We start from the raw sequence: 24,640 nt of genomic DNA, 5'->3' as shown, positions 1-24,640 counted from the left end.
CTGGATGCGCTGGCCCTCTCCCCGGCCCCTCTCCCGCGGGCGGGAGAGGGGAGAAAACAGCAGCGTCTGAAGCACCGGCTGTTTGCTCTGGATGCGCTGGCCCTCACCCCCGGCCCCTCTCCCACGCGCGGGAGAGGGGAGAAAACAGTCGGAGCTTCAGACGCTGTCGGTTTCTCCCCTCTCCCGCCTGGCGGGAGAGGGGCCGGGGGTGAGGGCGTCGAGCCTCTGCTTGCCGACGTGTGGCAATTTGAACCCCCTGACCGTCTCCCCCAACCCGTCTCCCACGCACGCGAGAGGGCAACCAAAACCGCGCCCCTACCGCCCCAGAAACCCCGCCAGCCGCTGCACGCCTTCGTCCAGCCTGGCCGTGTCGCACGCATAGCACCACCGGACGAACCCCTCGCCCTCGTCGCCGAAGGCGCTGCCGGGGGCCAGGCCCAGCCGGGCGTCGCGGACCAGGCGCTTGCATAGCGCCAGGCTGTCCGTGGTGCCCGCCAGCCGGAAGAACACATACATCGCGCCGTCGGGCGCGTGGGCTTCCACGCCGGGCAGCGCTGCCAGCCGGGTCACCAGATGGTCGCGCGACGTGTGCAGCCGCTGCACCAGATCCTGCGTGAAGGGCTCGCCCTCGTTCACGGCGACGATGCCGGCCTGCTGGACGAACGATGGCGCGCACGACGTGTTGTACTCGATCAGCTTGCCCAGGTCGTCCATCAGCGACGCCGGCAGCACCATCCAGCCGAGCCGCCAGCCCGTCATCAGCCAGGCCTTCGAGAACGAGTTCACGGCGATCACTTGCTCGTCGCGGCTGGCGATGTCGAGGAACGACGGCGCGTTGCCGCCCTCGGCGCCGTAGTAGAGCCGCTCGTAGACCTCGTCGGCGATGATCCAGATGCCGTGCCGGCGGCAGTGGTCCAGCACTGCCTGCTGCTGCGCGCGCGGCATGACCCAGCCCGTGGGGTTGTTCGGCGAGTTGATCAGCACGGCGCGCGTGCCGGGCGTCAGCGCGCGCAGCAGCTTGTCGACGTCGAGCGTCCAGCCGTCGGCGCCAAAGTCCAGCGTGACCGTTTCCACGGTGGCGCCCAGGATGCGCGGGATTTCAACGAGGTTCGGCCAGAGCGGCGTGACGCAGACCACGCGGTCGCCCGGCCCGGTCACCACCTGCGCGGCCAGCATCAGCGCGTTGACGCCGGCGCTGGTCACGGCGATGTGGTCGACGGCCGTGTCGCCGTGCAGCCGCGTCACGTAGCCGGCCAGCGCCGCGCGCAGCGGCGCGATGCCGAGGTTATGGGTGTAGAACGTGGCCCCTTCGGCCAGCGCGCGGGCCGCGGCGTCGCGGATGAACGCCGGGGTCACCTGGTCCGATTCGCCGAACCAGAACGGCAGCACGTCGGGCAGGCCGATGCCGGCGTTGGCTACCTCGCGGATGCGCGACGCGCGCAGGCCGTGGACAACGTCTCGCGCCAGCGGCGCGGCGTCTGGGGCGGAAGACTGGCGGGGCAGGCTGGCGGACATCGGCACTCCTTGGGGCGGAAATGGATGAAGCGCCTAGCGTACCGGATTTCCGCCCACGCCCGCTGCCGATCGGAATCAAGCGGCCGGGGCGTCGGCGTGGGCTGCCGCGCGGGCCATCCGCATCGCCTCGACCAGGGTGTCGTGGTCGCCGATGTGGTTGGCCAGCAGCAGGATCAGCCGCGCGTTGGCGGCCTGGCTGGCGGCGGCGTCGAGGTCGCGGTGCATGTCGATCAGCGCCTCGTAGAAGTCGTCGGGGCGGGCGAGGTTGGGGGCGGTGTTCAGTGGCATGGGCCTGTCCTGGGTTGCGGGGCCGTCAGGCCAGGGCCGCGGCGGTGGCCGGGGCCGGCTGCGGCAGCGGCGATGCCGGGGCGTTGCCGGTGGCGCGGGCCAGCGCGGCGCCGATGCGGGCGCTGTCCACGCCGCGCCAGCGGGCGCAGACGTGCTGGTCCGGGCGGATCAGGTAGCACGTGCCGGCGCGCGCGTCGTAGCGGCGGGCGGCCAGGCCCTCGGCGTCGCGCAGCACGGTGGCGCCGGGCCACGCCTGCGCCGAGGCCGAGATCGACGCATCGGTCACGAACACCACGCGCAGCGGGATGCCGCCCTGCTGGAGCGTGCGCAGCGCCTGGGCCTGCGCGGCGTCGAGGCCGGACGGCGCGCCGAACACCAGCACGACGAACGCATCGCCAAGGTGCTGGAGCAGCCAGGGTCGCCCCGCCCCGTCGGCGGCCTCGGCCACGGGCGCATCGACGCAGGCCGCGCCGGGCACCATCGGGCCGGCAAACCCGTCGGCATCAGCCGTGTTGAGCGGCGAGCCGTGCAGCACCGCCGGCACCGACAGCCGGCCGCTGTTCACCAGTTGCCGGGCGAATGCATGGTCGCGCGCCAGCGTCAGCACGGCATCGCGGAACACGCGGCTGACCGGGCTCTTGGGCGTGATGAAGTCAGTGGAACGCGTGGAATTGCGGATGTTCTCGTCGGCCGCGAACTCGCGCTCGCTGGCGTAGCTGTCCAGCAGGCTGTCGGGCGCCTTGCCCTGCAGCACGTAGGCCAGCTTCCAGGCCAGGTTCTCGGCATCCTGCACGCCACTGTTGGCGCCGCGCGCGCCGAACGGCGACACGCCATGCGCGGCGTCGCCGGCAAACAGCACGCGGCCGTGGCGGAAGCTGTCCATCCGCACGCACGAGAACGTGTAGACGCTGACCCATTCGAGTTCGAACCTAGCGTCGGGGCCCAGCAGCGCCTGCACGCGCGGGATCACGCGCTCGGGCGCCTTTTCGGCCACCGGATCGGCATCCCAGCCGAGCTGGAAGTCGATGCGCCAGACGTTGTCGGGCTGGCGGTGCAGCAGCACCGACTGGTTCGGATGGAATGGCGGGTCGAACCAGAACCAGCGCTCGGCCGGGAACGGCGCCTCCATCTTCACGTCGGCGATCAGGAAGCGGTCGCGGAACGTGTGGCCGTGGCTTTCCTGCCCCAGCAGCTTGCGCAGCGGGCTGCGCGAGCCATCGGCCGCCACCACGTAGCGCCCGCACAGCGTGTAGCAGCCGTCGGGCGTCTCGATGGTCAGCGCCACGTGGTCGGGGTGCTGGGCCACGCCCACCGCCCGGCTCTTCCAGCGGATTTCCAGGTTCGGCAGCGACTGCGCCAGCTCCAGCAGGTAGCCTTCGACGTAATACTGCTGCAGGTTGATGAACGCCGGGCGCTGGTGGCCGCCTTCGGGCAGCAGGTCGAACGCGTAGATCTGCCGGTCCTGCAGGAATACCTTGCCGACGTGCCAGCGCACGCCCTTGTCGACCATGCGGCCGCCGCAGCCCAGCCGGTCGAAGATGTCCAGCGTGCGCTTGGCGAAGCAGATGGCCCGCGAGCCGGTGGAAAGCGTGCAGTCGTCGTCGACCAGCACCACGGGCACGCCCTGGCGCGCGAGGTCGATGGCCGTGGCCAGGCCCACGGGCCCGGCGCCGACCACCACCACCGGGTGCGGGGCGCCGGCGCAGTGGCCCGGCTGCTGCTCGGCGCACGGCGCGTAGGCGTACGTTTGCTTCTGGTAGTCGATGTCGACCGGCGTACTGCGCATGGTGTCTCCGTCCATGTGTGCGTGTCGTCACGCTTGTTCTGCTGCCCGCCCCCGCCATCCGGGCAAGCGGGAAAACCGCCGCCCTGCCCTACGCCTGCAGCGCGGCCCACATCTCCTGGTCGCGCTGGGCCGTCCAGATGCGCGGATGCTGGATGCCTGCGGCCTCGTCGTAGGCGCGCGAGACGTCGAACGGCAGGCAGTGCTCGTAGATGAAGACGTGGCCGAACTTAGGGTCCATCGACTTGCGGGTGTGCGCCATGGCGGCCTTCAGGTCCATCTTGCCGGCCACGGCCTCGCGGCCGGCCTGCAGCAGCGTGGAGACGAAATCCTTGGTATAGGCCAGGCCCTTGGCCACCTCGGCCGGGCTGGTCAGCGCGGGGCCACGGCCGGGCACGAGCTTTTCGGGTTGCAGCGCGGCCAGCGCGTCGAGCGTGGCGGGCCATTGTTCGAGCTGGGCGTCGCCGCAGTAGCAGGCCGCGTCGTACTCGACCAGATCGCCCGAGAACAGCACCTTCTGCTGCGGCAGCCAGACCACGGTGTCGCCCTTGGTGTGGCCGGCGCCCAGGTGGGCGATGCGCACCTCCAGCTTGCCCAGGAACAGCGTGATTTCCTGGTCGAAGACCAGCGTCGGCCACGTCAGGCCGGGCACGGTCTCCACGCCGGCGAACAGGCGCGGAAAGCGCTCGATCTCGGACTTCATGTCGGCCTCGCCGCGCTCCACGATCATCTCGTAGGTGCCGCGGCTGGCAATCACCTGCTGCGCGCCCTCGGCAAAGTAGGCCGACGCGCCCAGCACGCGCACCGCGTGGTAGTGCGACAGCACCACGTACTTGATCGGCTTGTCAGTGATGGTGCGGATGCGGGCGATCAGGTCCTGCGCCATGGCGGGCGTGGCCGTTGTGTCCACGATCATCACGCCGTCGTCGCCAATGATCACGCCCGAGTTGGGGTCTCCCTCGGCCGTGTAGGCCCAGGCGTTATCGGAAAGCTGCGTGAAGGTGATCTGCTTGGCTTCCAGGTCGGCCTGGGATGCGAATGCTTTTGCCATGTCTGCCTCGTTGTCTCGATAGGTATGGGCCAGCGATCTGTGGGGATCGGCGTGACTGAATCTTAGGAAGGCCGCCCTTTTTAATCAATGGCAAATCCGCTTGCTATTGGATAAACACACCGCAAACCCTTGCCGCACCGTGCCCGCCCCCGGGAAAACCCCCAGCGCGACGCAGCGGCCCCATGCGGCGCCGGGGCCGCCCGCGCGGGGCGGATCGCTTACCATGGGCACCTTTCCAACCCGACACGCGGACATGGCACGACCCCCGGGCGAACCCGCCGGCAAGACGCAGCGCGGCATCCAGAGCGTGGAGGTGGGCGGCCGCCTGCTGCAGGCGCTGGCCGATGCGCGGCGGCCGCTGGGCCTTGCCGAACTGGCGGCCGCCGCGCAACTGGCGCCGGCGCAGGCCCACACCTACCTGGTCAGCCTGACGCGGCTCGGGCTGATCAAGCGCGACCACCTGGACGGCAGCTACGAGCCCGGCCCGCTGGCGTTGCGGCTGGGCATGCTGCACCTGGACCATGCACCCGCCTATCGCGCGGCCGTGCCGCACGTGCGCGCGCTGGCGGCGGCCATCGGCTGCAACGTGGCGATCAGCCTGCCGACGCCGCAGGGGCCGACCATCGTCCACTTTGCCCCGGCCGGCACGCCGCTCCACGTGAACCTGCACGTGGGCACCGTGATGGCGCTGGCGACCACGGCCACGGGCCGCACCTATTGCGCGTTCCAGCCCGCGTCGCACTGGCAGCCGATCTGGGCGCGCCAGCAGACCGGCGCGCCGGCCGCCGCGCTGCCCGCCTTCCAGGCGCAACTGGACGCCATCCGCGCGCGCGGCATGGAACACAGCATCGACACCCCCAGCCCGGCGGTCAGCAGCCTGGCGATGCCGCTGGCCGGCGCCGACGGCGCGCTGCGGCTGGTGCTGACCGCGATTGGCTCGACGGGCGCGATCGACGTCGGCTGGCAGGGCCCCGTGGCCCGCGCGATGCGCGACACGCTCGACCGCATCGCCCGCGAGATGGAGCCCGCATGAGCCAGCCGGAAGACAGCAAGCCCCAGCGCGGCATCCAGTCGCTGGACAACACCGGCCAGTTGCTCGATGCGCTGGCCGACGCGGGCCGCCCGCTTTCGCTTGGCGAACTGGCGCGCGCGGCCGGCATGGTGCCGGCCAAGGCGTTCCCGCACCTGGTCAGCCTGCAGAAGATCGGCCTGCTGGCGCGCAATGCCGATGGCGATTTCGAAGCCGGCCCGCTGGCGCTGGACCTGGGGCTGGTGGCGCTGCAGCGGCTGTCGCCCACGCGCGAGGCCGAGCCCGAGGTGGTGGCGCTGGCGCATGCCACGGGGCTGTCGGTAGCGATGGCGGTATTCGGGCCGCTGGGTCCCACGGTGATCCGGCTGGAAGAAGCGGCGCGCCCGCAGCATGTGAGCCTGCGCGTGGGCACGGTGCTGTCGATGGTCAACACGGCCATCGGCCGGACCTTTGCGGCCCACCTGCCCGACGACGTGCTGGCGCAGGCGCTGGCGCAGGACGCGATCCGCATGGCCGGCGTGGCGGTGGACGCCGCGCTGCAGGCCGAATGGGCGCCGCGCTGGCGCGCGATCCGCGCCGCCGGCATCGACCACGCCGTGAGCCGGCCGGTGCCCGGCATCGACACGCTCGCCGCCCCGGTGTTCGACCACACCGGCGCGCTGGCGCTGGTCATCGCCGTGATGGGCAGCAGCGGCAGCTTTGACAGCGCGACCGACAGCGACGTGGCCCAGGTGGTGCGGCAGGCCGCGCGGCGGCTGTCGTGGCGCTTCGGCGCCGCGCTGGGCGGCTGACCGTCAGCGCCAGCTATTCGGGCGGCTTGCCCATGCCGCGGCTGTCCATGTAGTCGTCGACCGCGCTGCCCACGGTCGGGTGGAAGCGGTGGTCGCTGAACACCTCGGTCAGCTCGAAGCGCTTGAGCTTGTCGCGCACCGGGTCTTTCATCTCGGCGAAATGGAGCGCGATGCCGTCCTGCGCCAGGTGCTGGCCCAGTTCGCGCAGCATGTCGGCCGACGTCACGTCGACGCTGGTCACGGGCTCGGCGGCCACCACCACACGGCGCACGGGCGTGGGCGATGCCTCCACGGCCTCCAGCAGCCGTTGCTGGAACAGCTCGGCGTTGGCGAAGAACAGCGGCGCATCCCAGCGGAACAGCACCAGCCCGTCCACGCGCGCCGCGTGCGGGTAGCGCTTCAGGTCGTGGTAGCCGCGCAGGTTCGGCACGCGGCCCAGCACCGCGAAATGGGGCCGCCAGCCGTCCCACAGGAACTCGACCACGGCCACGACGATCGCCAGGCAGATGCCCGGGATGGCGCCGAACACGGCCACGGCCGCGAAGCACAGCATCGACAGCCAGAACTCCCACTGCTGGATGCGGTAGATGCGCCGCAAGTCCTTGAACTCGAACAGGCCGATGGCGGCGGCGATGACCACGGCGGCCAGCGCGCTGTTCGGCAGGTAGCGCAGCAGGTTGGGCGCCACCAGCAGCAGGGCCGCCACGGCCAGGGCGCCGACCACGCCGGTCAGTTGCGAGCGCGCGCCGGCCGCCTCGGCCACCGGCGTGCGCGATGCGCTGCTGCTGATCGGAAAGCCCTGGAAGAAACCGGCCGCCAGGTTGGCCGCGCCCAGCCCCACCATCTCCTGGTTCGGATCGACCTTGGTATGCGTGCGCGCGGCGTACGTGCGCGACAGCACGCTGGTATCGGCAAACGCGATCATCGCCACGGCGCAGCCGCCCAGCACGATCTTGACCACGTCGGCGCCGGTCAGCCACGGGATGGCAAAGACCGGCAGGCCCTGCGGGATCTCGCCCAGCACCTTGACGCCGCGGTCATCCAGCTGGAACACGCTGACCGCCAGCGTGGCCAGGATCACGGCGATCAGGATGCCCGGCACTCGGTCGAAGCGCTTGAGCGCCAGGATCACCGCCAGGCTGGCCGCGCCCACGCCAAAGCTGTACCAGTTGGTCTGGCCCTGCGCGATGCGCTGCACCAGTTGCCAGAGTTCGCGCAGCGGGCCGGCGTCGTCGATCGGGATGGCGAACAGCTTGGGTAGCTGGCTGACCAGCACGGTCAGCGCGATACCGTTCATGTAGCCGTAGCGGATGGGCTTGGACAGCAGTTCGGTGATGAACCCCAGCCGCAGCAGGCCCAGCACGATGCAGAACACGCCCGAGACGATGGCCATCAGGCTGGCGGTGGCCACCGCGCGCGCCGGGTCGCCGCCGGACACGCTCAGCACCACGGCCAGGATCGGCGCGGCCAGCGCGGAATCGGGGCCCAGCACCAGGATGCGGCTGGGCCCGAACAGCGCGTAGGCCAGCAGCGGGATGATCGTCGCGTAGAGCCCGTAGACGCCCGGCACGCCCGACGCCTCGGCGTAGGCGATGCCCACCGGCACCAGCATCGTGGTCAGCACCAGCCCGGCGGCCAGGTCGCGCGGCAGCCACGCGGGCTGGTAGGTCTTCAGCATGGCCAGCCCGGGCAGCCAGCGCAGCCAGCCAGCCGGGGGCGCGGGGGCGTCCAGTCCCGAGGGGCCGGAGGGGTTGGGCGTGGGGGTAGTCGATGCCATGGAACCCTTCTTGTCGTGGAATCACGCCGGGCGACCGGTCGGATTCAGCATAGGCCCCGGGGCGGCCAAAGCAAGCCGGGCGTGACGGATCCGGCAAACCCGAAACGGCTGCGCGCTGCACAAAACGGCCGGCGCCGCCGCGCGGCCATGCTGGCGGTCATGACGACATGCGCCCGACGCGCAGGAGATTCCCATGAAGCGATCGATCCCGACCTGGCTGTCCGCGCTGGCCCTGGCCGCCGCAGCCGCCGCAGGCGCCGCGCCGGCCCTGCACGCCGAACCCGCCACCCCGGACGGCGTGGCGCCGAACGGCGTCCGCATCCCGCCCGGCTTCCGCGACTGGAAGCTGGTGACCGTGGCGCGCGAGGAAGGCAAGAACGACGACATCCGCGCCATCCTGGGCAACGACGTGGCGATTGCCGCGCTGCAACGCGGCAAGTACCCGCTGCCCGACGGCACCGTGCTGGCGCGGCTGGCGTGGAGCTACGACGCGCTGCCCGAGAGCGCCGCCGCGTTCGGCAAGCCGCAGTCGCACGTGGCCGGGCATCCGAAGAACGGCGTGCAGTTCATGGTCAAGGATTCGGTCAAGTACGCGTCCACGGGCGGCTGGGGCTATGCCGAGTTCGACAGCGGCAAGGCGGCGGGCAACCCGCAGGCCTGCTTTGCGTGCCACACCGTGGTCAAGGACCGCGACTACGTGTTCAACCGGCTGGCCCCGGTGGATACCGGCGGCATTGGCCAGTAGGCGGGCCCGGTCAGCACACGTGCAACGCCACGCTGGCGTGCTCGCAGAGGGCCGGCAGCGTGGGCAGCGTGTCGGTGGCGCCGGCGTCGGTGAACAGGTGGTCGATCTGTTCCAGCCCGGCCACGCGGCATGGCGCGTTGCGCAGGCACTTGCTGCTGTCGGCCAGCAGCACGCGCAGATGGCTCTGCGCCAGCAGCACCTGGCTCAGTTCGGCCTCCTCGGGCTGGAATTCGTAGAACGTGCCGTCCTCGTCGAGCCCGGCGGCGCTGCAGATGGTGACGTGCGCGCGGAACCGGCGCATGAAGTCCAGCGTGGCGCTGCCCATCACGTCCAGGTCGCCCGTGCGCAGCCGGCCGCCGGCCACCCAGGTCTCGATGCGCGGCTTGTCAGCCAGCGCGTGCACCACGCCCAGGTTGTTGGTCACCACGCGCAGCGGCAGGTCGGCCGGCAGTGCGCGCGCGAACTCGGTGACCGTGGTGCCGTAGCCCAGGAATACCGTGGCATCGGCCTCGACCATGCCGAGCGCGGCCTGCGCGATGCGGCGCTTGCGCTCGACGTGGGCCGTGCTGCGCTGGAGGTAGCTGATATTGTGCTGGCTGGCCGGCAGGCTCAGGCCGCCGTGCATGCGCCGTGCCAGCCCCTGCAGGCTCAGTTCGTTGATGTCGCGCCGGATGGTCTGGCTGCTCACGCCGTAGCGGCTGGCCAGTTGCTCGGTGCTCAGGTAGCCGGCGTCGTTCAGCCAGCCGAAGATTTCACGCTGCCGCGGGGTCAGGGTCGGGCTCATCTGGTTTCATTCGCGCATGTTGCATGGTCGAACGAAAATGTAAGCCGGCAATGTGACACTTCCGTGACGCCTTCCCGCCCGCCCCGGGCCGCGTGCGCCGCCTAGAACACGCGGGTCAGGAATTCCCGCGTGCGGGCGTGGGCCGGGGCGCCGAACAACTGCGCCGGCGCGCCTTCCTCAACCACCTTGCCGCCGTCCATGAACACCACGTGGTTGGCCACCTCGCGGGCAAAGCCCATCTCGTGCGTGACCACCAGCATCGTCATGTGCTCGTCGGCAAGCTGGCGCATCGTGCGCAGCACCTCGCCGGTCAGCTCGGGGTCCAGCGCCGACGTGGGCTCGTCGAACAGCATGATGTCGGGCGCCATCGCCAGCGCGCGGGCAATCGCCACGCGCTGCTTCTGGCCGCCCGACAGCCGCGACGGGTAGCTGTCGCGCTTGTCGAACAGGCCCACCTTGCGCAGCAGGTCGTCGGCCACCGGCACGATGCTGTCGCGGGACAGGCCCTTGACCGTCATCGGCGCCTCGATCAGGTTCTGCAGCACGGTCAGGTGCGGGAACAGGTTGAACGACTGGAACACCATGCCCATCCGGCCGCAGATGCGGCGCAGGTCGGCGCCCCGCGCGTAGTGCACGACGCCGCCCTCCGTGTACGCCAGCCGCTCGCCCTCGATCTCCAGTGTGCCGGCGTCGATCACCTCCAGGTGGTTCAGGCAGCGCAGCAGCGTGCTCTTGCCCGAGCCGGACGGCCCGATCACGGCCGTCACGTCGCCCTTGCGCAGCGACAGCGACACGCCCTTCAGCACTTCCAGCGGGCCGAACGACTTGTGGATGTCGCGCGCCGCCACCATCAACGGGCGCGCGCGCACGCCGGCGGGCTCATTGATCGTATCTTGCATAGCGTTTCTCCAGCCGTTGGAACATCCACGTCAGGACCAGCGTCATCACCAGGTAGAAGAGCGCGGCCACCAGAAACGGGGTGGTCGTGAAATCGCGCTGCACGATGCTGCGGGCGGTGCGCAGGATGTCGTTGAGCGCGAGCACGTAGATCAGGGACGTGTCCTTGACCAGCGTGATGGTCTCGTTGCTGACCGGCGGCAGCACGCGGCCGATCATCTGCGGCAGCACGATGCGCCGCATGGTCTGAAAGTAGTTCAGGCCCAGCGTCTTGCTGGCCTCGTACTGGCCGCGCTCCACGGACTGGATGCCCGCGCGGAAAATCTCGGCGAAGTACGCCGCGTAGTTCAGCGCGAACGCCACCACGGCGGCCGGGAAGTCCGGCAGCCGGATGCCGACGTACGGCACGAACGGCAGCGCGAAGTAGATGAACAGCATCTGGAGCATCAGCGGCGTGCCGCGCATCAGCCAGATATAGCCGTTGACGAGCGTGCTGACCGGCTTCCAGGCCGAAATGCGCAGCAGGGCCAGCACCAGGCCCAGCGGGACCGACAGCGCGAGCGTGATGGCGAACAGGGTCAGGGTGACCCTGGCCCCGTCCACCATCGGCGGCAGGAGAGAAAGAACGTAGTCCATGCTGAAACGTCACGCCGCTGGCCCGACCGGGCGCCGGCGGCCTGGGTGAGTCTTACTTGGTGATGTCGGCGCCGAACCACTGCGTGGCCAGGCGGCCGGCCGTGCCGTCCTGCTTCATCGCCGCCAGCGTCTTGTTCAGCTTGGCCAGCAGCTCCGCGTCGTCCTTGCGCACGCCCACGCCGTAGTCCTCGGTGCCGAAGTTCTCGGTCAGCACGCGGTATTCGCCGGCGCGCTTGCCGGCCAGGTAGCGGCCCACCACCTCGTCCACCACCACGGCGTCCAGCCGGCCGGCGGACAGGTCCATCAGCGCGGTGACGTTGTCGCCAAAGGTCTTCAGCTCCTTCATGCTGGCGGCCAGGCTGGCTTCCTTCTTGATGGCGTCCACGGCGCTGCTGCCGTCCTGCGCGCCGACGATGCGGCCGGCCAGGTCGGCCTTGGCCTGGATGGGCGACTTGGCCGTGACGATGACGATCTGGTGGTTGGTCATGTACGGGTCCGTGAAGCTGATGTTCTTCTTGCGCTCCTCGGTGATCGTCAGCCCGTTCCAGAGCACGTCCACGCGCTTGCCGTTCAGCTCGGCCTCCTTGGCGCTCCAGTCGATCGGCTTGAACTCCACGGTCATGCCCAGGCGCTGCGCGGCCTCCTTGGCCATGTCGATGTCGAAGCCGACAAGCTGATTGTTGGCGTCGCGGAAGCCCATCGGCGGGAAGTTGTCGTCCAGGCCGACGACGATGGCGGTGCTGGCGCTGGGCTGGCTGGCCGCCGGCTTCGGGTCGCCCTTGCCGCAGGCGGCCAGCAACGAAAGACCGGAGATCAGGAGTACGGCTGCAATTTTCTTCATGGTTCGAGGAGATAAGGGTGTCGCGGTGGCGCGTCCGGCATCCGCGTCACGCCGCCAGCCCAGGGACAGTGTCGGCCGGCGGGCAGGAAAAGGCGGGATCGGGATTGCGATCGGCGGAGTCGCGCTGGGCGATTCGCGCAGGAAAGCGGGGATGCCTGGACGCTCGGCTACCCGGCGCGGGCGGCGTCGCAGGGCGCGCCGGGCCGGCCGGGGAGTCGGCAGGGCGCTATTCTACAGCGCACCTCCCCGCGAAAACCCTGATGCGGCGGCAAAAATCCGTGCGAAAGCGGCGCAATATGTTGCGCGCGAGGCACTTCGACAAGGCCACACGCCGGGCCGGATCCTCCCCGGCCGGCGTCGGCGGGGCTACCTGGCAGCGCCCGGTTCCACGGACACCGCCACGGCCTCGGTGTAGACAGCCTGCACGCGGTCGCCCTTCTTGACGTCCTTCATCTGGTCGGGATCGCTGACCATCAGGTCGACGATCTGGCCGCGCGGGCCCTTGACGGTCACGATCTGCGCCTCGCGGTTCACGGCCACCACCTGGGCCACCACCGTGACCTCGCGGCCCACGGTGCCGCCGGGACGCGCGCCCGGCTGCGCGCGGTCGGCAATCTCCTTTTCCTGCATCGACGCGGCGCCACTGCCCTTCTTCAGGCTCACGGTCAGCGCCTCGCGGTAAGACACCGTGACCTTGTCGCCCACCTTGAGCTGCTCGAAGTTGCGCGCCTCGGGGCCGACCGTCATCTCCACGGTCTTGCCCTGCTGCGTCTTCAGCGTCAGCTTGCGGTTGGCCGCGTCGATGGCGGTGATGACGGCGGTCGCCGTGACCGTGCCCGACGCGGTGGCCTGCCCCGGCGTGCGCGTCAGGTCGGTCTTCATGTCGGGTTGTGCATGGCCCGGCAGGGCGGCCAGCAGCCCGGCAGCCATGAACAGGGATGCGAGCAGCGTCTTTCTCATCGTGGTACTCCTTCGCGGTCAAAGAGGCGTTGCGGCGGCCCCGGCCGGGCCGGGCCTGCGTTCGATCTCGATTCTAGAAGTTCGCGCCGCTTTCCCGAATGGCCTTTGGGCCAACGTCAGCCCCGGTCCGCCCGCGCCCCGTCGCCATCCGTGCCCAGCGCTTCGGGGCGGATCAGCTCCAGCCCGCGCGCCGCGTTGAAGCCGTGGATCTCCTTCACGTCCAGCTTGCGCATGAACATGATGGTCTCGGGCGTGATGACCTGCCCCGGCACCATGATCGGAAAGCCCGGCGGGTACGGGATGACGAACTTGGCCGATACCAGTTCCGGGCCGTCGGCGAGCCGCTGGTCGATGCGTGGGTCGTTCAGCCTGATGCATTCGCAGCATTCCGGCCGGTAGGCCAGGTAGTACGCCCGGCGCATGTCGCCCTCGGGCGTCTGGCTGCGCGGGTCCAGCCGCAGCGCGTCGTGGAAGCGGCTGAAGTTGGGCAGGTCCGGCACGTCCTCCACCAGCGCCTTGACGCGCGCGGCAAACGTGGCCCGCTCGCTCTCGCCGCCTTCCTCCAGCCTGCGGTCCAGGTTGCGCGAGATGTCGGCCAGCGCCTTGATCAGGTGCGCCAGGTCGCTGCGGGTGTTGTTGATGTTGATCTGCACCAGCACGCTGTTGCGCGACGTCTTGTTGATCTGGATGTCGTACTGCTCGGCCAGCAGCCCCTTGAACTGGGTGCCGTCGTAGCCGGCCGCGCCGCACAGCAGCGTGATGCGGGTGGGATCCAGGAAGAACTCGTCCTCGCGCACGGCCTGGGCGGTGTCCGCCAGCGTCTTGTCGGGCGCGGCGTAGTCGGCAAAGCCAGACAACCGGTACCGCTCTGGGATCATCTCGGCCGGCGTGGCCGCGCGGAAATACTTCGAGATCAGCGGGTGCTCGTTGATCTCCTGGCGCAGCTCGATGGCAAGCTGCAGCGCGCGCTGCACCAGCTCGTAGCCTTCCAGCTCCATCTGGCGCCGCGCGAGGTCGATCGACGCGATGATCTGCAGGTTCGGCGACGTCGACGTGTGCGTGAAGAACGCCTCCTTGAACGGCGCCTCCACCGTGTGGAAATCCTGGTCGGCCACGACGATGATCGACCCCTGCCGCAGCGCCGACATCGACTTGTGGACGGACTCGGTCTGGTAGACCCGCACCCGCGTGCGCGCCGGATCGGGCAGCAGTTCCATGTCCAGCAGCCGCGGGTCGTCGTCGGGGATGTCCTTGACCGTCTCGCGGTACGCCTCGTACCGGCTCTGGTAGGCCGGGTCGGCCATCATCCGGCGCAGCTTGTAGGCGGCGCCCATGGCGGTGCGCATGCGCAGCAGCGGCGAGAACCGCGCGTAGCCGTACCAGGCTTCGTCCCACAGGAAGACCAGGTCCGGCTTGATGGCCAGGCATTCCAGCATGGTGCGCCGCACGTTGGCGATGTGACCGTCGAACGTGCAGTTGGTCAGCACCAGCATCCGGGCACGGTCGAGCTTGCCTTCGGCCTTCAGCGCCAGCAGCGCCTGCTTGATCGGCCGGATGGCCAGGCTGCCGTACATCGAGTACTGGGTCAGCGGGTAGGCGTCGATGTAGAGCGGCTGCGCGCCGGCCAGCACCACGCCGTAGTGGTGCGACTTGTGGCAGTCGCGGTCGATCAGCACGATGTCGCCGGGCATCAGCATCGCCTGGTGCACGATCTTGTTGGCGGTGGACGTGCCGTTGGTGACAAAGAAGCTGCGGTCGCCACCAAACGCGCGGGCCGCCTTTTCCTGCGCGCGGCGGATATTGCCGGTAGGCTCCAGCAGGCTGTCCAGGCCGCCCGTGGTGGCCGACGACTCCGCCAGGAACAGGTTGGCGCCGTAGAACTCGCCCATGTCGCGGATCCAGTTCGACTTGAAGATCGACTTGCCGCGCGCCACCGGCAGCGCGTGGAACGTGCCAATGGGCCGCTGGGCGTAGTGCTTCAGGTTGTCGAAGTACGGCGTCTCGTAGCGGTCCTTGACGCCTTCCTGAATGGCCAGGTGGATCTCCATCGGCTCCTCGGCGCCGTAGAAGATGCGGCGCAGCGGCGCGGCCTCGTCGGAGCCGGCCAGGTGGCCGACGTCGCGGTCCGTCGACAGGAAGACGTCCAGTTCCGGCCGCAGCCGGCGCAGCACGCGCGCCAGCGTGGCGCCGGTATCGCCGGTGCCCTGCCCCGTGCCCACCGGCGTGTTGCGCGTGATGATCTCGCGCAGCGCGGGCGTCGTGTTCGGCGACGCGAACGTGAAGCCGTCGACGATCAGCACCGACTGCAGGTTGTAGTTGAAGATCGCCGCCAGCAGCGCGTCCTCGAAGTTGCCCACCACCACGGTCTCGTAGACGAACGCGTCCTCGTCGCGGCGCAGCCGGCGGAACGACGCGCGCAGATCGCCCCACGTGGACGGCTCGCCGGCCGCCACGATCAGCAGCTCGAAGTACGGCTTGCGGCTCTGGCCCTTGCCGATCGACGGCGGCAGGAACTCGGGCAGCCGCGTCTCGCCCTCGTCCTCCACCAGCCACGCCTCGCGCTCGTCGCGGTAGCTGTTGGACAGCAGCGCCGTGCTGATGCGCCGCACGAGCTTTTCCAGGCTGGCCCAGTCGCGCTGCGCCAGCCGCGCCTCCACCTGGCCGAACAGTTCCACGCCCGGATAGCCGTTGTACTGCTCCAGCGGCGCCAGCTCCTGGATCACCTCGCGGCATTGGGTGGCGTATGACGCATCGTCCTGCGGCGCCGCGGCCAGCTGGCGCGCCAGCCGATGCAGCGTGCGCCACCGGTCGATGCGGCCTTCCGACGCCGAAAGGAACTGGTGCAGGCCGCGCGGCCGGGACGGGTGCTCGAAACGTTCCATGATTCGCCTCCACAGGCAAGGGACCGGCCTGGGCCGGCGTCCATCCCATCAATGTTGGACATCCACGCGCTGCTGCCATTGGACCTTGGTCCCCCGTGCACCGCAGCAATGGCACGTAATGCCCCGTGTTAGGGCTTTGGGCCAATTGAGCGCGTGCCAATCGCCGACTAGCTTGAGTATCGGGATTTAGTGGCCACGCCCGCGCCCGGCACACCGGCAGCCGCGGACGGCCCTCTGACGATTCGAGGAGACGGGCAATGAACAAGCGGGATACCTCCGGCCTGGAGAACCTTTCGCCATTCGAACTGAAGGACGAGCTGATCAAGCTCGCGGGCAGGGCCACGAACCGGCTGATGCTCAACGCCGGGCGCGGCAATCCAAACTTCCTGGCCACGGTGCCCCGCCATGGCTTCTGGCAGCTTGGCCTGTTCGCGATGATCGAGTCGGAGCGGTCGTTCTCGTACCTGACGGCCGGCGTGGGCGGCTTTCCGCGCCGCGCCGGCATCGAGGAGCGCTTCGACCTGTTCGCCCGCGAGCACCGCGACGTGCCCGGCGTGCAGTTCCTGGCCGGCGCGGTGTCGTTCGTGCGGGACCAGCTCGGGTTGGACGGCGGCGACTTCCTGTACGAGATGTGCGAAGGCATCCTGGCCTGCAACTATCCCGTGCCGGACCGGATGCTCCGGCTGACCGAGAAGATCGTCAAGCAGTACATCCGCCGCGAGATGATTGGCCGGCACCCGTTCGTGGGCGACTTCGACCTGTACGCCGTGGAAGGCGGCACGGCGGCCATGACGTACCTGTTCAATTCGATGCGCGTGAACCACCTGCTCAAGCCGGGCGACACCATCGCGCTGGGCATGCCGATCTTCACGCCCTACATCGAGATTCCCGAGCTGGCCGAGTACCACCTGACCGAACTGTCGATCGACGCCGACCCGGCGGCCGGCTGGCAGTACGCCAGGGAGGAACTGGACAAGCTGCGCGACCCCAAGGTCAAGGCGTTCTTCCTGGTCAACCCGAGCAACCCGCCGTCGGTGCGCGTCAGCGACGAAAGCCTGCAGTACATCACCGAGATCGTGCAGGAGCGGCCCGACCTGATCATCCTGACCGACGACGTCTACGGCACCTTTGCCGACAACTTCGTGTCGCTGTTCGCCATGTGCCCGCAGAACACCATCCTGGTCTACTCGTACTCGAAGTACTTTGGCGCCACGGGCTGGCGGCTGGGCGTCATCGCCACGCACAAGACCAACCTGCTGGACAGCAAGATCGCCGAGCTGCCCAAGGACGAGCGCGAGGGCCTGAACAAGCGCTATGCGTCGATCACCACCGCGCCGGAGAAGCTGCCGTTCATCGACCGCGTGGTGGCCGACAGCCGCACCGTGGCGCTGAACCATACGGCCGGCCTGTCCACGCCGCAGCAGGTGCAGATGGTGCTGTTCTCGCTGTTCTCGCTCATGGACACGGCCGAGACCTACAAGCAGACGATGAAGCGCCTGATCCGCAGCCGCAAGGCGGCGCTGTACCGCGGCATGGGCGCCCGGATGGCCGAGGTGGACGAGAACGTGGTGGATTACTACACGCTGCTCGACGTCGAGCAGATGAGCCGCGAGGTGGGACCGGAGTTCGTGACCTGGCTGCTGGACCAGGTGCAGCCGCACGAGCTGCTGTTCCGGCTGGCCGAGGAGGCCGGCGTGGTGCTGCTGCCCGGCGGCGGCTTTGGCACGCGGCACCCGTCGGGCCGCGTCTCGCTGGCCAATCTCAACGAAGAGGACTACGTGAAGATCGGCCGCTCGGTGCGCAAGCTGCGCGACGAGTACCTGGAACGGTACCGCGCGCTGGGCAAGGGCAACGGCAACGGCAACGGCAACAAGTCGGACAAGCCGAAGAAGACGTAGCGCGCGGACGGCCCGCGCCCTGCTGCCCCTTTCGCTCCCGCACAACACGGCTCGAACACCCGGAGGGAAGACCATGACCTGGTTCGTCGACACGCTGAAGGCCTATCCGGAGATCGCCATCTTCCTGGCGCTCGGCATCGGATACTGGGTGGGCGGCAAGAGCTTCAAGGGGTTCAGCCTGGGCGCGGTGACGTCGACGCTGCTGGTGGCCATCGTCATCGGCATCCTGGGCGTCAAGATCTCGGCCAACGTGAAGTCGGTCTTCTTCCTGATGTTCCTGTTCGCCGTGGGGTACGGGGTGGGGCCGCAGTTCGTGCGCGGCATCGCCAAGGACGGCGTGCCGCAGGCCATCTTCGCGGCGATCATGGCGGTGTTCTCGCTGGGCGCGGCCGTGGCGGCGGCGATGATCGCCGGCTACGACCTTGGGTCGGCGGCCGGGCTGTTTGCCGGCTCGCAGACCATCTCGGCGTCGATGGGGCTGGCCACCGACGCCATCAACCGGCTCGGCCGCTCGCCCGAGGAAACCAAGGTGCTGCTGGACGGCATGCCCATTGCCTACGCCGTGACGTACATCTTCGGCACGGTCGGGTCGGCCATCATCCTGGCGCAGATCGGGCCCAAGCTGCTGGGCATCGACCTGGTGGGCGCCTGCCGCGAGTACGAGGCGATGCTTGGCGCCGGCACGTCGAGCGCCAGCGGCGCCACCGAGTGGCACGACTTCGAGGTGCGCGCCTATGCCGTGGCGCCGGAAAGCGTGTTCATCGGCCGGACGGTGGCCGAGCTTGAAGCCGGCACGCGCGAAGGCGTGCGGGCGTTCATCGAGCGGATTCGCCGCGACGGCAAGATCATCGAGGTGGACCAGAACACCGTGATCGAGGCCAACGACGTGGTGGCCATCGGCGGCAAGCGCGACCAGATGATCCTGCGGCTGGGCCCGAGCGGGCGCGAGGTGGAAGACGCCGAACTGCTGAACATGCCGACCGAAGGCGTGGACATCTACATCACCAGCAAGGAGGTGGACGACAAGCCGCTGGAGGCGCTGGCGCGCTGGCCCGGCGCGCGCGGCGTGTTCCTGAAGAAGATCAAGCGCGGCCCGACCGAGACGGTCATCCCCGTGCTGCCGAAGACGCGGCTGTACCGTGGCGACGTCATCACGGTGGTGGGCCGCACGCAGGACATCAACGCCGCCGCGCGGCAGCTCGGCTACGTGGACCGGCCGACTACGGTCACCGACGTGGCGTTCGTGTCGCTGGCGATCACGGTGGGCGCGCTGATCGGCGCCATCGTCATCAACGTGGCGGGCATCCCGATCACGATCTCCACGGCTGGCGGCTCGCTGATCGCCGGCATCGTGTTCGGCTGGTTCCGCGCCATCCACCCGACGTTCGGCCGCATTCCCGAGCCGACGCTCTGGTTCATGAACTCGGTGGGGCTGAACGTGTTCATCGCCGTCGTGGGCATCTCGGCCGGGCCGGGGTTCATCGCCGGGCTGCAGAAGCTGGGCATCAGCCTGTTCCTGTGGGGCATCTTCGCCACCACGGTGCCGCTGATCCTGGGCATGTTCCTGGCCAAGTACGTGTTCCGCTTCCACCCGGCGCTGATCCTGGGCATCTGCGCCGGCTCCCGCACCACCACGGCGGCCCTGGGCATGGTCTGCGAAGCGGCCAGGAGCCAGGTGCCGGGGCTGGGCTATACGGTGACCTACGCGGTCGGCAACACGCTGCTGACGATCTGGGGGATGGTGGTCATCATGATCCTGTCTTGACGGCGCGGCATGCGGCTGCACTACCTGCTGGTCTTCGTCCCGATCGCCATCGCGGCCGAGTTGCTCGCGCCGCACCAGCACCTGGCCATCTTCGTCGTGTCGGCCGTGGCCATCCTGCCGCTGGCGCAGCAGATGGGCCGGGCCACGGAGGCGCTGGCCGAGCACCTGGGCGAAGCCGTGGGCGGCCTGCTGAACGCGACGTTCGGCAACGCGGCCGAGCTGATCATCGCGCTGGTGGCGTTGCGCGCCGGGCTGCACGAGGTGGTGGAGGCGTCGATCGTCGGGTCCATTGTCGGCAACCTGCTGCTGGTGTTTGGCGCGGCGATGCTGGCCGGCGGCACGCGCTACCACGAGCAGCAGTTCAACCCGCGCGGGGCACGCTCGCAGGCGACCATGCTGATCCTGTCGGCCATTGCGCTGATCCTGCCCGCGGCGTTCGAGACCGTCGGCGGTACATCGGCCACGCTGAACTGGCTCAGCGTTTATCTCTCCGTGGCGCTGCTGTTGGTCTACGCGCTCTACCTGGTGTTCTCGCTGGCCACGCACCCGGACCTGTTTCGTGGCGTCCGCCCGGCCGACACGGGAGACGCGCCGGCGGCCCCGGCCCACGTCTCCATCCCGCGCGCCGTGGCGATCCTGGTAGTTGCCACCGCCGGCACGGCCTGGATGAGCGAGATCCTCGTGGGATCGATCACGCCGATGATGGCGCGGTACGGGCTCAGCACGATCTTCGTCGGCGCGTTCGTGGTGGCCATCCTCGGCAACGCCGCCGAGCACGCCACGGCCATTACCGCGGCGATGAACAACCGCATGGACCTGTCCTTCTCCATCGCCGTCGGCTCCAGCGTGCAGGTGGCGCTGTTCGTCGCCCCGGTCCTGGTACTGGCCAGCCTGTTCATCGGCCCCGTGCCGATGGACCTGGCGTTCCGGCCGGCGCTGGTGCTGGTGGTGATCCTGGCCGTGGTCGTCACGGCCCAGATGGCCAGCGACGGGTATGCCGACTGGTTCAAGGGCATGCAACTGCTGGTCGTCTACTTCACGCTGGCGCTGACATTCTTCTTCCTGCCTGCGTAAGTTGCGGAAGTTCCACCCGGGCATTGGCCACATTCCCGCCTTGCCTGGTTTCCATATTTCGACTACATTCGAATAATGGAAACCAATCAAGCCATCGAAGCGCTCGCCGCGCTGGCCCATGCCGCCCGGCTGGCCGTTTTTCGTCTGCTGGTCCAGGCCGGCCCCGACGGGCTGCCGGCCGGCCGCATTGCCGAGTTGATGGAGATGCCGGCCTCGTCGCTGTCGTTCCACCTCAAGGAATTGCACCGCGCGGGCCTGCTGGCCAGCCGCCAGGAAGGCCGCTCCATCGTCTACATGGCCCGCTTCGAAACCATGAATGCCCTGCTGGGCTACCTCACCGAGAACTGCTGCGGCGGCGCGCCGTGTTCGCCGGTGTCCGCCTGTTCCGCCGCCACGGAGTCCTGAACCATGAAGCGCTTTCACGTCCACGTCAGCGTGGCCGACCTGTCGGCCAGCATCCGCTACTACTCGGCCCTGTTCGACGCCGAACCCACCGTCGTGCGCGACGACTATGCCAAGTGGGCGCTCGACGACCCGCGCGTGAACTTCGCGATCTCGAATCGCACCGACCAGCCCGGCGTGGACCACCTGGGCATCCAGGTGGAAACGGCCGACGAACTGGCGGCAATGCAGGCGCGGCTGGCCAGCGCCGACCTGCCGATGCAGACGCAGTCCGAGACCAACTGCTGCTACGCCCGATCGAGCAAGCACTGGTCGGTGGACCCCACCGGCATCGCGTGGGAATCGTTCCAGACGCTCGGCGACGCGCCCACCTACGGCGAATCGCGCGACCGCGGCGCCGAGGCATCGGCCTGCTGCGTGCCCCGTCAGTTCGACGCCGTGCCGCAGCCGGCCACCCCGGCCACCCCGGCCCGTGGCTGCACGCCGGCCTCCGGCTGCTGCTGAGCCCCCCGCCCCCGCAACCGCATCCCGAGGCAGCCATGTCCGACAACAAGACGTACAACGTGCTGGTGCTCTGCACCGGCAACTCCGCCCGCAGCGTGATGGCCGAGGCGCTGTTCAACGTGCTGGGCAAGGGCCGCTTCCGGGCCTACAGCGGCGGCAGCCAGCCGACCGGCCGGGTCCATCCGATGGCGGTCGACCTGTGCCGGTCCATCGGCTACGACACCGCGAACCTGCGCAGCAAGGGCTGGGACGAGTTCGCCCAGCCCGGCGCGCCGCAGATGGACTTCGTCATCACGGTCTGCGACCAGGCCGCCGGCGAGACCTGTCCGATCTGGCCCGGCACGCCGATGACCGCGCACTGGGGCTTCATGGACCCGGCCGCCATTCAGGGCTCCGACGACGAGAAGCGCAAGGTCTTCGACCAGGTCTTCCGCCAGATCCTGAACCGCGTCACGCTGTTCGTGAACCTGCCCCTGCACGTGCTGGACCGCAACGCCATCCACCGCGAGATGCGGGCCATCGGCGCACAGCCGCCCGCGGCGGGCGCGTGAGCCTGCCGCAATAAAAAAACCCCGCGAGTCGCGGGGTTCTTGTCTTTCCGTGGCAGCCGGGGCCGCTTCAGAACGGAATATCGTCGTCCATATCCTCGAAGCCGTTCGACGACTGTTGCTGGCGACGCTGGCCGCCCTGCTGGCCGCCGCTGCCACCAGCACCGCCGCCGCCCTGGCCGCGGCCGCCGCCGTAGCCGGCGCCACCGCTGCCGCCTTGCGATTCGCGGCTGTAGCCGCCGCCACCACCGCCACCGCCGCCGTAGCCGCCCTCGTCACCGCCGCCACCGCCGCCCTGGCGGGCGCCCAGCATCTGCATCTGGTCGGCGACGATTTCGGTGCTGTACTTGTCCTGGCCGGACTGGTCCTGCCACTTGCGGGTGCGGATGCGGCCTTCGATATAGACCGACGAACCCTTGCGCAGGTATTGGCCGGCGATCTCGGCCAGCTTGCCGAAGAACGCGATGCGGTGCCATTCGGTCGCTTCCTTGAACTCGCCGCTCTGCTTGTCCTTGTAGCGGTCGGTCGTCGCGAGCCGGATGTTGGTGACGGCGTCGCCGCTGGGCATGTAGCGGGTTTCCGGGTCGGCGCCCAGGTTGCCGACGAGGATGACTTTGTTGACCGATGCCATGGTGAAGATCTCCAAGGACCGCGCCCTTTCAGCGCGGCGTTAAACGTAGTGCGAGGTTCGCGGGATGAATGGCGGCGCGACGGGCGCAGGAACGCCCAGGGATGCCGCCCGTTAACGACATCACGCGCCGTCCGGAGAGACCGTCGGGCGCGTGTCGAATGCTACCGCCTGTATCGGGAAAAAGCGTTTCGGGCTGTTGCGGAGACTTTAAAAAGTGTGTCTAAGCCGCCACGGCCGGGCCGGCTTCCTGCTTGCGGGCCGGCGGCGCCTTCATGCTCCAGGCGATTATAAGCCAGAGCAGCAGCACGGCCGCGCAGCCCACGAACACTGCCGGGCGGCCTTCGTGCTTGAGCAGCCAGCCGCCCGCCACGCCGCCCAGGAACAGCCCCAGCGCCTGCGTGGTGTTGTAGATGCCCAGCGCGGCACCACGGCTGGCGGCCGCATAGCGCGACACCAGCGACGGCTGCATGGCCTCCAGCACGTTGAACGCGACGAAGAACAGCAGCAGCACGCCGGCGATCGGCCAGAGACCGTGCACGGTGGCGAACAGCAGCTGCACGGCCGTCATCAGCGCCACGGACGCCAGCAGCACCGGCCGCACCTTGCCGTAGCGCTCGGCGGCCATCATCGGCCCGAGCATCAGCAGGAACGACACCAGCACCACGGGCAGGTACACCTTCCAGTGCTGGTCCAGCGGCATCCCGGCGTCGGCCAGCATGGCCGGCACCACCATGAACATCGCCACCTGGCTGGCGTGCAGCGCCAGCACGCCCACGTTCAGGCGGATCAGGTCGGCGTTGAGCAGCACCTGCCGGAACGGCAGTTGCACCGGATGCGGCGGCGGCGGGGCTGGCACCAGGAAGATCGTCACGCCGATGGCCAGCACGCCCAGCACCGCCATCAGGCCGAAGATGCCGGGCATGCCGATGGCGTGCAGCAGCGGCGATGCAATCACCAGCGACAGCGCGAACGTCAGCCCGATGCTGCCGCCCACCATCGCCATGGCCTTGGTGCGATGGCGCTCGCGCGTCAGGTCGGCAATGCAGGCCGTGATGGCCGCCGAGATGGCGCCCATGCCCTGCAGCGCGCGGCCCACGGTGATGCCGGTCAGCGTATCGGCAAAGGCCGCCACCAGCCCGCCGGCCACGAACAGCAGCAGGCCGGCCACCATGACCGGCTTGCGGCCCACGCGGTCCGACAGCCAGCCCAGCGGGATGTGCAGGAACGCCTGCATCAGGCCGTAGATGCCCATGGCCAGGCCCACGCGCTGGGCGTCGTGCCCGTCGGGCAGCGTGCGCGCGAATTCGGCAAAGACGGGCAGGATCAGGAACAGGCCCAGCATGCGCAGGGCGAAGATGCTGGCCAGCGACAGGCTCGCGCGCAGTTCGCCGCGCGTCATGCGGTCGCGCAGGGTCTCGGCGGGGGCCGGGTCGGCGGCAAGGCTAGGAGAAGAAGGCGGGATCGACGGCATCGCGGTCGTTGGTGGAATTCTGGTCCGGTCGCCGCATCGGCAGCCCGGCAGCTTCGATCAGGCCGGTGCCCGCGAGTTGCCAGGTACCGCCATGTCTGGCGTGGCGGACATTGATCGGCCCGCCGCCGCCGTGACGCCAGCGCCGCTGGCGGCCGGGCGCCCGGGCGGGGCCGTCTGGCGCCGGGCAACCCCGGAAACCGAAGTTCGGTATATTAGCAGGTTTGCTTCTCGCGCTTTCCCGGTCACGTGCAGTGCGGGCGGGACCCGGAAAAGTGCGCGGCAGCGGGCTGGCGGCCGCGTGCGGCGGGCCATTCCAGGCGTCGGGCAAGGCACATCGAATTTCCGCGGGCACGGCCGGCATGCTGCT

The 24,640-nt window shown here is 69.3% G+C and carries 23 protein-coding genes; 9 read left to right on the top strand and 14 right to left on the bottom strand.

Features of this window, described 5'->3' with window-relative positions:
• Nucleotides 1-315: 315 nt before the first annotated feature.
• The 4 genes from EPAKOI_RS01675 to EPAKOI_RS01660 form a co-directional block, all read right to left on the bottom strand.
• Nucleotides 316-1,515, bottom strand: a complete 1,200-nt coding sequence (locus EPAKOI_RS01675) for a pyridoxal phosphate-dependent aminotransferase (protein WP_423192804.1) — start codon at nt 1,513-1,515, stop codon at nt 316-318.
• Between the two features lie 75 nt (nt 1,516-1,590).
• The gene (locus EPAKOI_RS01670; RefSeq protein WP_423192803.1) at nt 1,591-1,803 is read right to left on the bottom strand and encodes a DUF2783 domain-containing protein; all 213 of its coding nucleotides are present in this window, start codon (nt 1,801-1,803) and stop codon (nt 1,591-1,593) included.
• A 25-nt stretch (nt 1,804-1,828) separates the two neighbouring features.
• Nucleotides 1,829-3,589, bottom strand: a complete 1,761-nt coding sequence (locus EPAKOI_RS01665) for an FAD-dependent oxidoreductase (RefSeq protein ID WP_423192802.1) — start codon at nt 3,587-3,589, stop codon at nt 1,829-1,831.
• Nucleotides 3,590-3,677: 88 nt separating this feature from the next.
• Nucleotides 3,678-4,637 (bottom strand): MBL fold metallo-hydrolase, encoded by a 960-nt coding sequence (locus tag EPAKOI_RS01660; RefSeq protein WP_423192801.1) that lies wholly within the window; start codon nt 4,635-4,637, stop codon nt 3,678-3,680.
• Nucleotides 4,638-4,890: 253 nt separating this feature from the next.
• On the opposite strand from EPAKOI_RS01660, the gene EPAKOI_RS01655 reads away from it, so the two are divergent.
• Both EPAKOI_RS01655 and EPAKOI_RS01650 read left to right on the top strand, forming a co-directional pair.
• The gene (locus EPAKOI_RS01655) at nt 4,891-5,670 is read left to right on the top strand and encodes an IclR family transcriptional regulator (RefSeq protein WP_423192800.1); all 780 of its coding nucleotides are present in this window, start codon (nt 4,891-4,893) and stop codon (nt 5,668-5,670) included.
• Nucleotides 5,667-6,458, top strand: a complete 792-nt coding sequence (locus EPAKOI_RS01650; protein ID WP_423192799.1) for an IclR family transcriptional regulator — start codon at nt 5,667-5,669, stop codon at nt 6,456-6,458. Before EPAKOI_RS01655 ends, EPAKOI_RS01650 begins: the two co-directional genes overlap by 4 nt.
• 13 nt (nt 6,459-6,471) lie before the next feature.
• Here the strand turns inward: EPAKOI_RS01650 and EPAKOI_RS01645 are convergent, their stop codons facing one another.
• Complete coding sequence (locus EPAKOI_RS01645; RefSeq protein WP_423193471.1) at nt 6,472-8,136, bottom strand: SulP family inorganic anion transporter; 1,665 nt, start codon at nt 8,134-8,136, stop codon at nt 6,472-6,474.
• Nucleotides 8,137-8,428: 292 nt separating this feature from the next.
• Between EPAKOI_RS01645 and EPAKOI_RS01640 the strand changes: the two genes are divergently transcribed.
• Nucleotides 8,429-8,980, top strand: a complete 552-nt coding sequence (locus EPAKOI_RS01640; protein WP_423192798.1) for a cytochrome P460 family protein — start codon at nt 8,429-8,431, stop codon at nt 8,978-8,980.
• A gap of 10 nt (nt 8,981-8,990) precedes the next feature.
• Here the strand turns inward: EPAKOI_RS01640 and EPAKOI_RS01635 are convergent, their stop codons facing one another.
• From EPAKOI_RS01635 to EPAKOI_RS01610, 6 genes are all read right to left on the bottom strand, one after another.
• Entirely contained in the window at nt 8,991-9,764 is a 774-nt protein-coding gene (locus EPAKOI_RS01635; protein WP_124682503.1) for a DeoR/GlpR family DNA-binding transcription regulator, read from the bottom strand.
• A gap of 101 nt (nt 9,765-9,865) precedes the next feature.
• The gene (locus tag EPAKOI_RS01630) at nt 9,866-10,615 is read right to left on the bottom strand and encodes an amino acid ABC transporter ATP-binding protein (protein ID WP_124684977.1); all 750 of its coding nucleotides are present in this window, start codon (nt 10,613-10,615) and stop codon (nt 9,866-9,868) included.
• A gap of 28 nt (nt 10,616-10,643) precedes the next feature.
• On the bottom strand, nt 10,644-11,297 hold the full coding sequence (locus EPAKOI_RS01625) for an amino acid ABC transporter permease (protein WP_124682504.1): 654 nt from the start codon (nt 11,295-11,297) through the stop codon (nt 10,644-10,646).
• A gap of 52 nt (nt 11,298-11,349) precedes the next feature.
• Entirely contained in the window at nt 11,350-12,138 is a 789-nt protein-coding gene (locus EPAKOI_RS01620) for an amino acid ABC transporter substrate-binding protein (RefSeq protein ID WP_124682505.1), read from the bottom strand.
• A 366-nt stretch (nt 12,139-12,504) separates the two neighbouring features.
• Entirely contained in the window at nt 12,505-13,098 is a 594-nt protein-coding gene (locus EPAKOI_RS01615; RefSeq protein WP_172966003.1) for a hypothetical protein, read from the bottom strand.
• A 116-nt stretch (nt 13,099-13,214) separates the two neighbouring features.
• Nucleotides 13,215-15,980, bottom strand: a complete 2,766-nt coding sequence (locus EPAKOI_RS01610; RefSeq protein WP_423192797.1) for a decarboxylase — start codon at nt 15,978-15,980, stop codon at nt 13,215-13,217.
• A 257-nt stretch (nt 15,981-16,237) separates the two neighbouring features.
• Between EPAKOI_RS01610 and EPAKOI_RS01605 the strand changes: the two genes are divergently transcribed.
• The 6 genes from EPAKOI_RS01605 to EPAKOI_RS01580 all read left to right on the top strand — a co-directional run bounded on the left by EPAKOI_RS01605 (nt 16,238) and on the right by EPAKOI_RS01580 (nt 22,174).
• A complete protein-coding gene (locus EPAKOI_RS01605; RefSeq protein WP_423192796.1) occupies nt 16,238-17,878 on the top strand; it encodes a bifunctional aspartate transaminase/aspartate 4-decarboxylase in 1,641 nt (546 codons plus the stop codon).
• A gap of 73 nt (nt 17,879-17,951) precedes the next feature.
• Nucleotides 17,952-19,643: an aspartate-alanine antiporter gene (gene aspT / locus EPAKOI_RS01600; protein WP_313837616.1), complete on the top strand. Its 1,692-nt coding sequence runs from the start codon at nt 17,952-17,954 to the stop codon at nt 19,641-19,643.
• A gap of 9 nt (nt 19,644-19,652) precedes the next feature.
• On the top strand, nt 19,653-20,717 hold the full coding sequence (gene cax, locus EPAKOI_RS01595) for a calcium/proton exchanger (RefSeq protein WP_423192795.1): 1,065 nt from the start codon (nt 19,653-19,655) through the stop codon (nt 20,715-20,717).
• Nucleotides 20,718-20,792: 75 nt separating this feature from the next.
• On the top strand, nt 20,793-21,122 hold the full coding sequence (locus tag EPAKOI_RS01590; protein ID WP_423192794.1) for an ArsR/SmtB family transcription factor: 330 nt from the start codon (nt 20,793-20,795) through the stop codon (nt 21,120-21,122).
• Nucleotides 21,123-21,125: 3 nt separating this feature from the next.
• Entirely contained in the window at nt 21,126-21,623 is a 498-nt protein-coding gene (locus EPAKOI_RS01585) for an ArsI/CadI family heavy metal resistance metalloenzyme (RefSeq protein ID WP_423192793.1), read from the top strand.
• A 35-nt stretch (nt 21,624-21,658) separates the two neighbouring features.
• The gene (locus tag EPAKOI_RS01580; protein ID WP_124682512.1) at nt 21,659-22,174 is read left to right on the top strand and encodes an arsenate reductase ArsC; all 516 of its coding nucleotides are present in this window, start codon (nt 21,659-21,661) and stop codon (nt 22,172-22,174) included.
• A 67-nt stretch (nt 22,175-22,241) separates the two neighbouring features.
• Here the strand turns inward: EPAKOI_RS01580 and EPAKOI_RS01575 are convergent, their stop codons facing one another.
• The 3 genes from EPAKOI_RS01575 to EPAKOI_RS01565 form a co-directional block, all read right to left on the bottom strand.
• Nucleotides 22,242-22,802 (bottom strand): single-stranded DNA-binding protein, encoded by a 561-nt coding sequence (locus tag EPAKOI_RS01575; protein ID WP_124682517.1) that lies wholly within the window; start codon nt 22,800-22,802, stop codon nt 22,242-22,244.
• Nucleotides 22,803-23,022: 220 nt separating this feature from the next.
• A complete protein-coding gene (locus EPAKOI_RS01570) occupies nt 23,023-24,273 on the bottom strand; it encodes an MFS transporter (protein ID WP_124682518.1) in 1,251 nt (416 codons plus the stop codon).
• Nucleotides 24,245-24,634 carry a hypothetical protein gene (locus EPAKOI_RS01565; RefSeq protein ID WP_423192792.1) on the bottom strand — a complete coding sequence of 130 codons (390 nt, stop codon included), beginning with the start codon at nt 24,632-24,634 and terminating at the stop codon, nt 24,245-24,247. The genes EPAKOI_RS01570 and EPAKOI_RS01565 overlap by 29 nt, the downstream gene beginning before the upstream one ends.
• Between the last annotated feature and the right edge of the window lie 6 nt (nt 24,635-24,640).

It is taken from the genome of Cupriavidus sp. H18C2 (genome assembly GCF_049393795.1).
Taxonomy (GTDB): Bacteria; Pseudomonadota; Gammaproteobacteria; order Burkholderiales; family Burkholderiaceae; genus Cupriavidus; species Cupriavidus pauculus_C.
The sequence above is the reverse complement of the archived record's forward strand: the minus strand, read 5'-3'. Positions and strand labels throughout refer to the sequence as shown.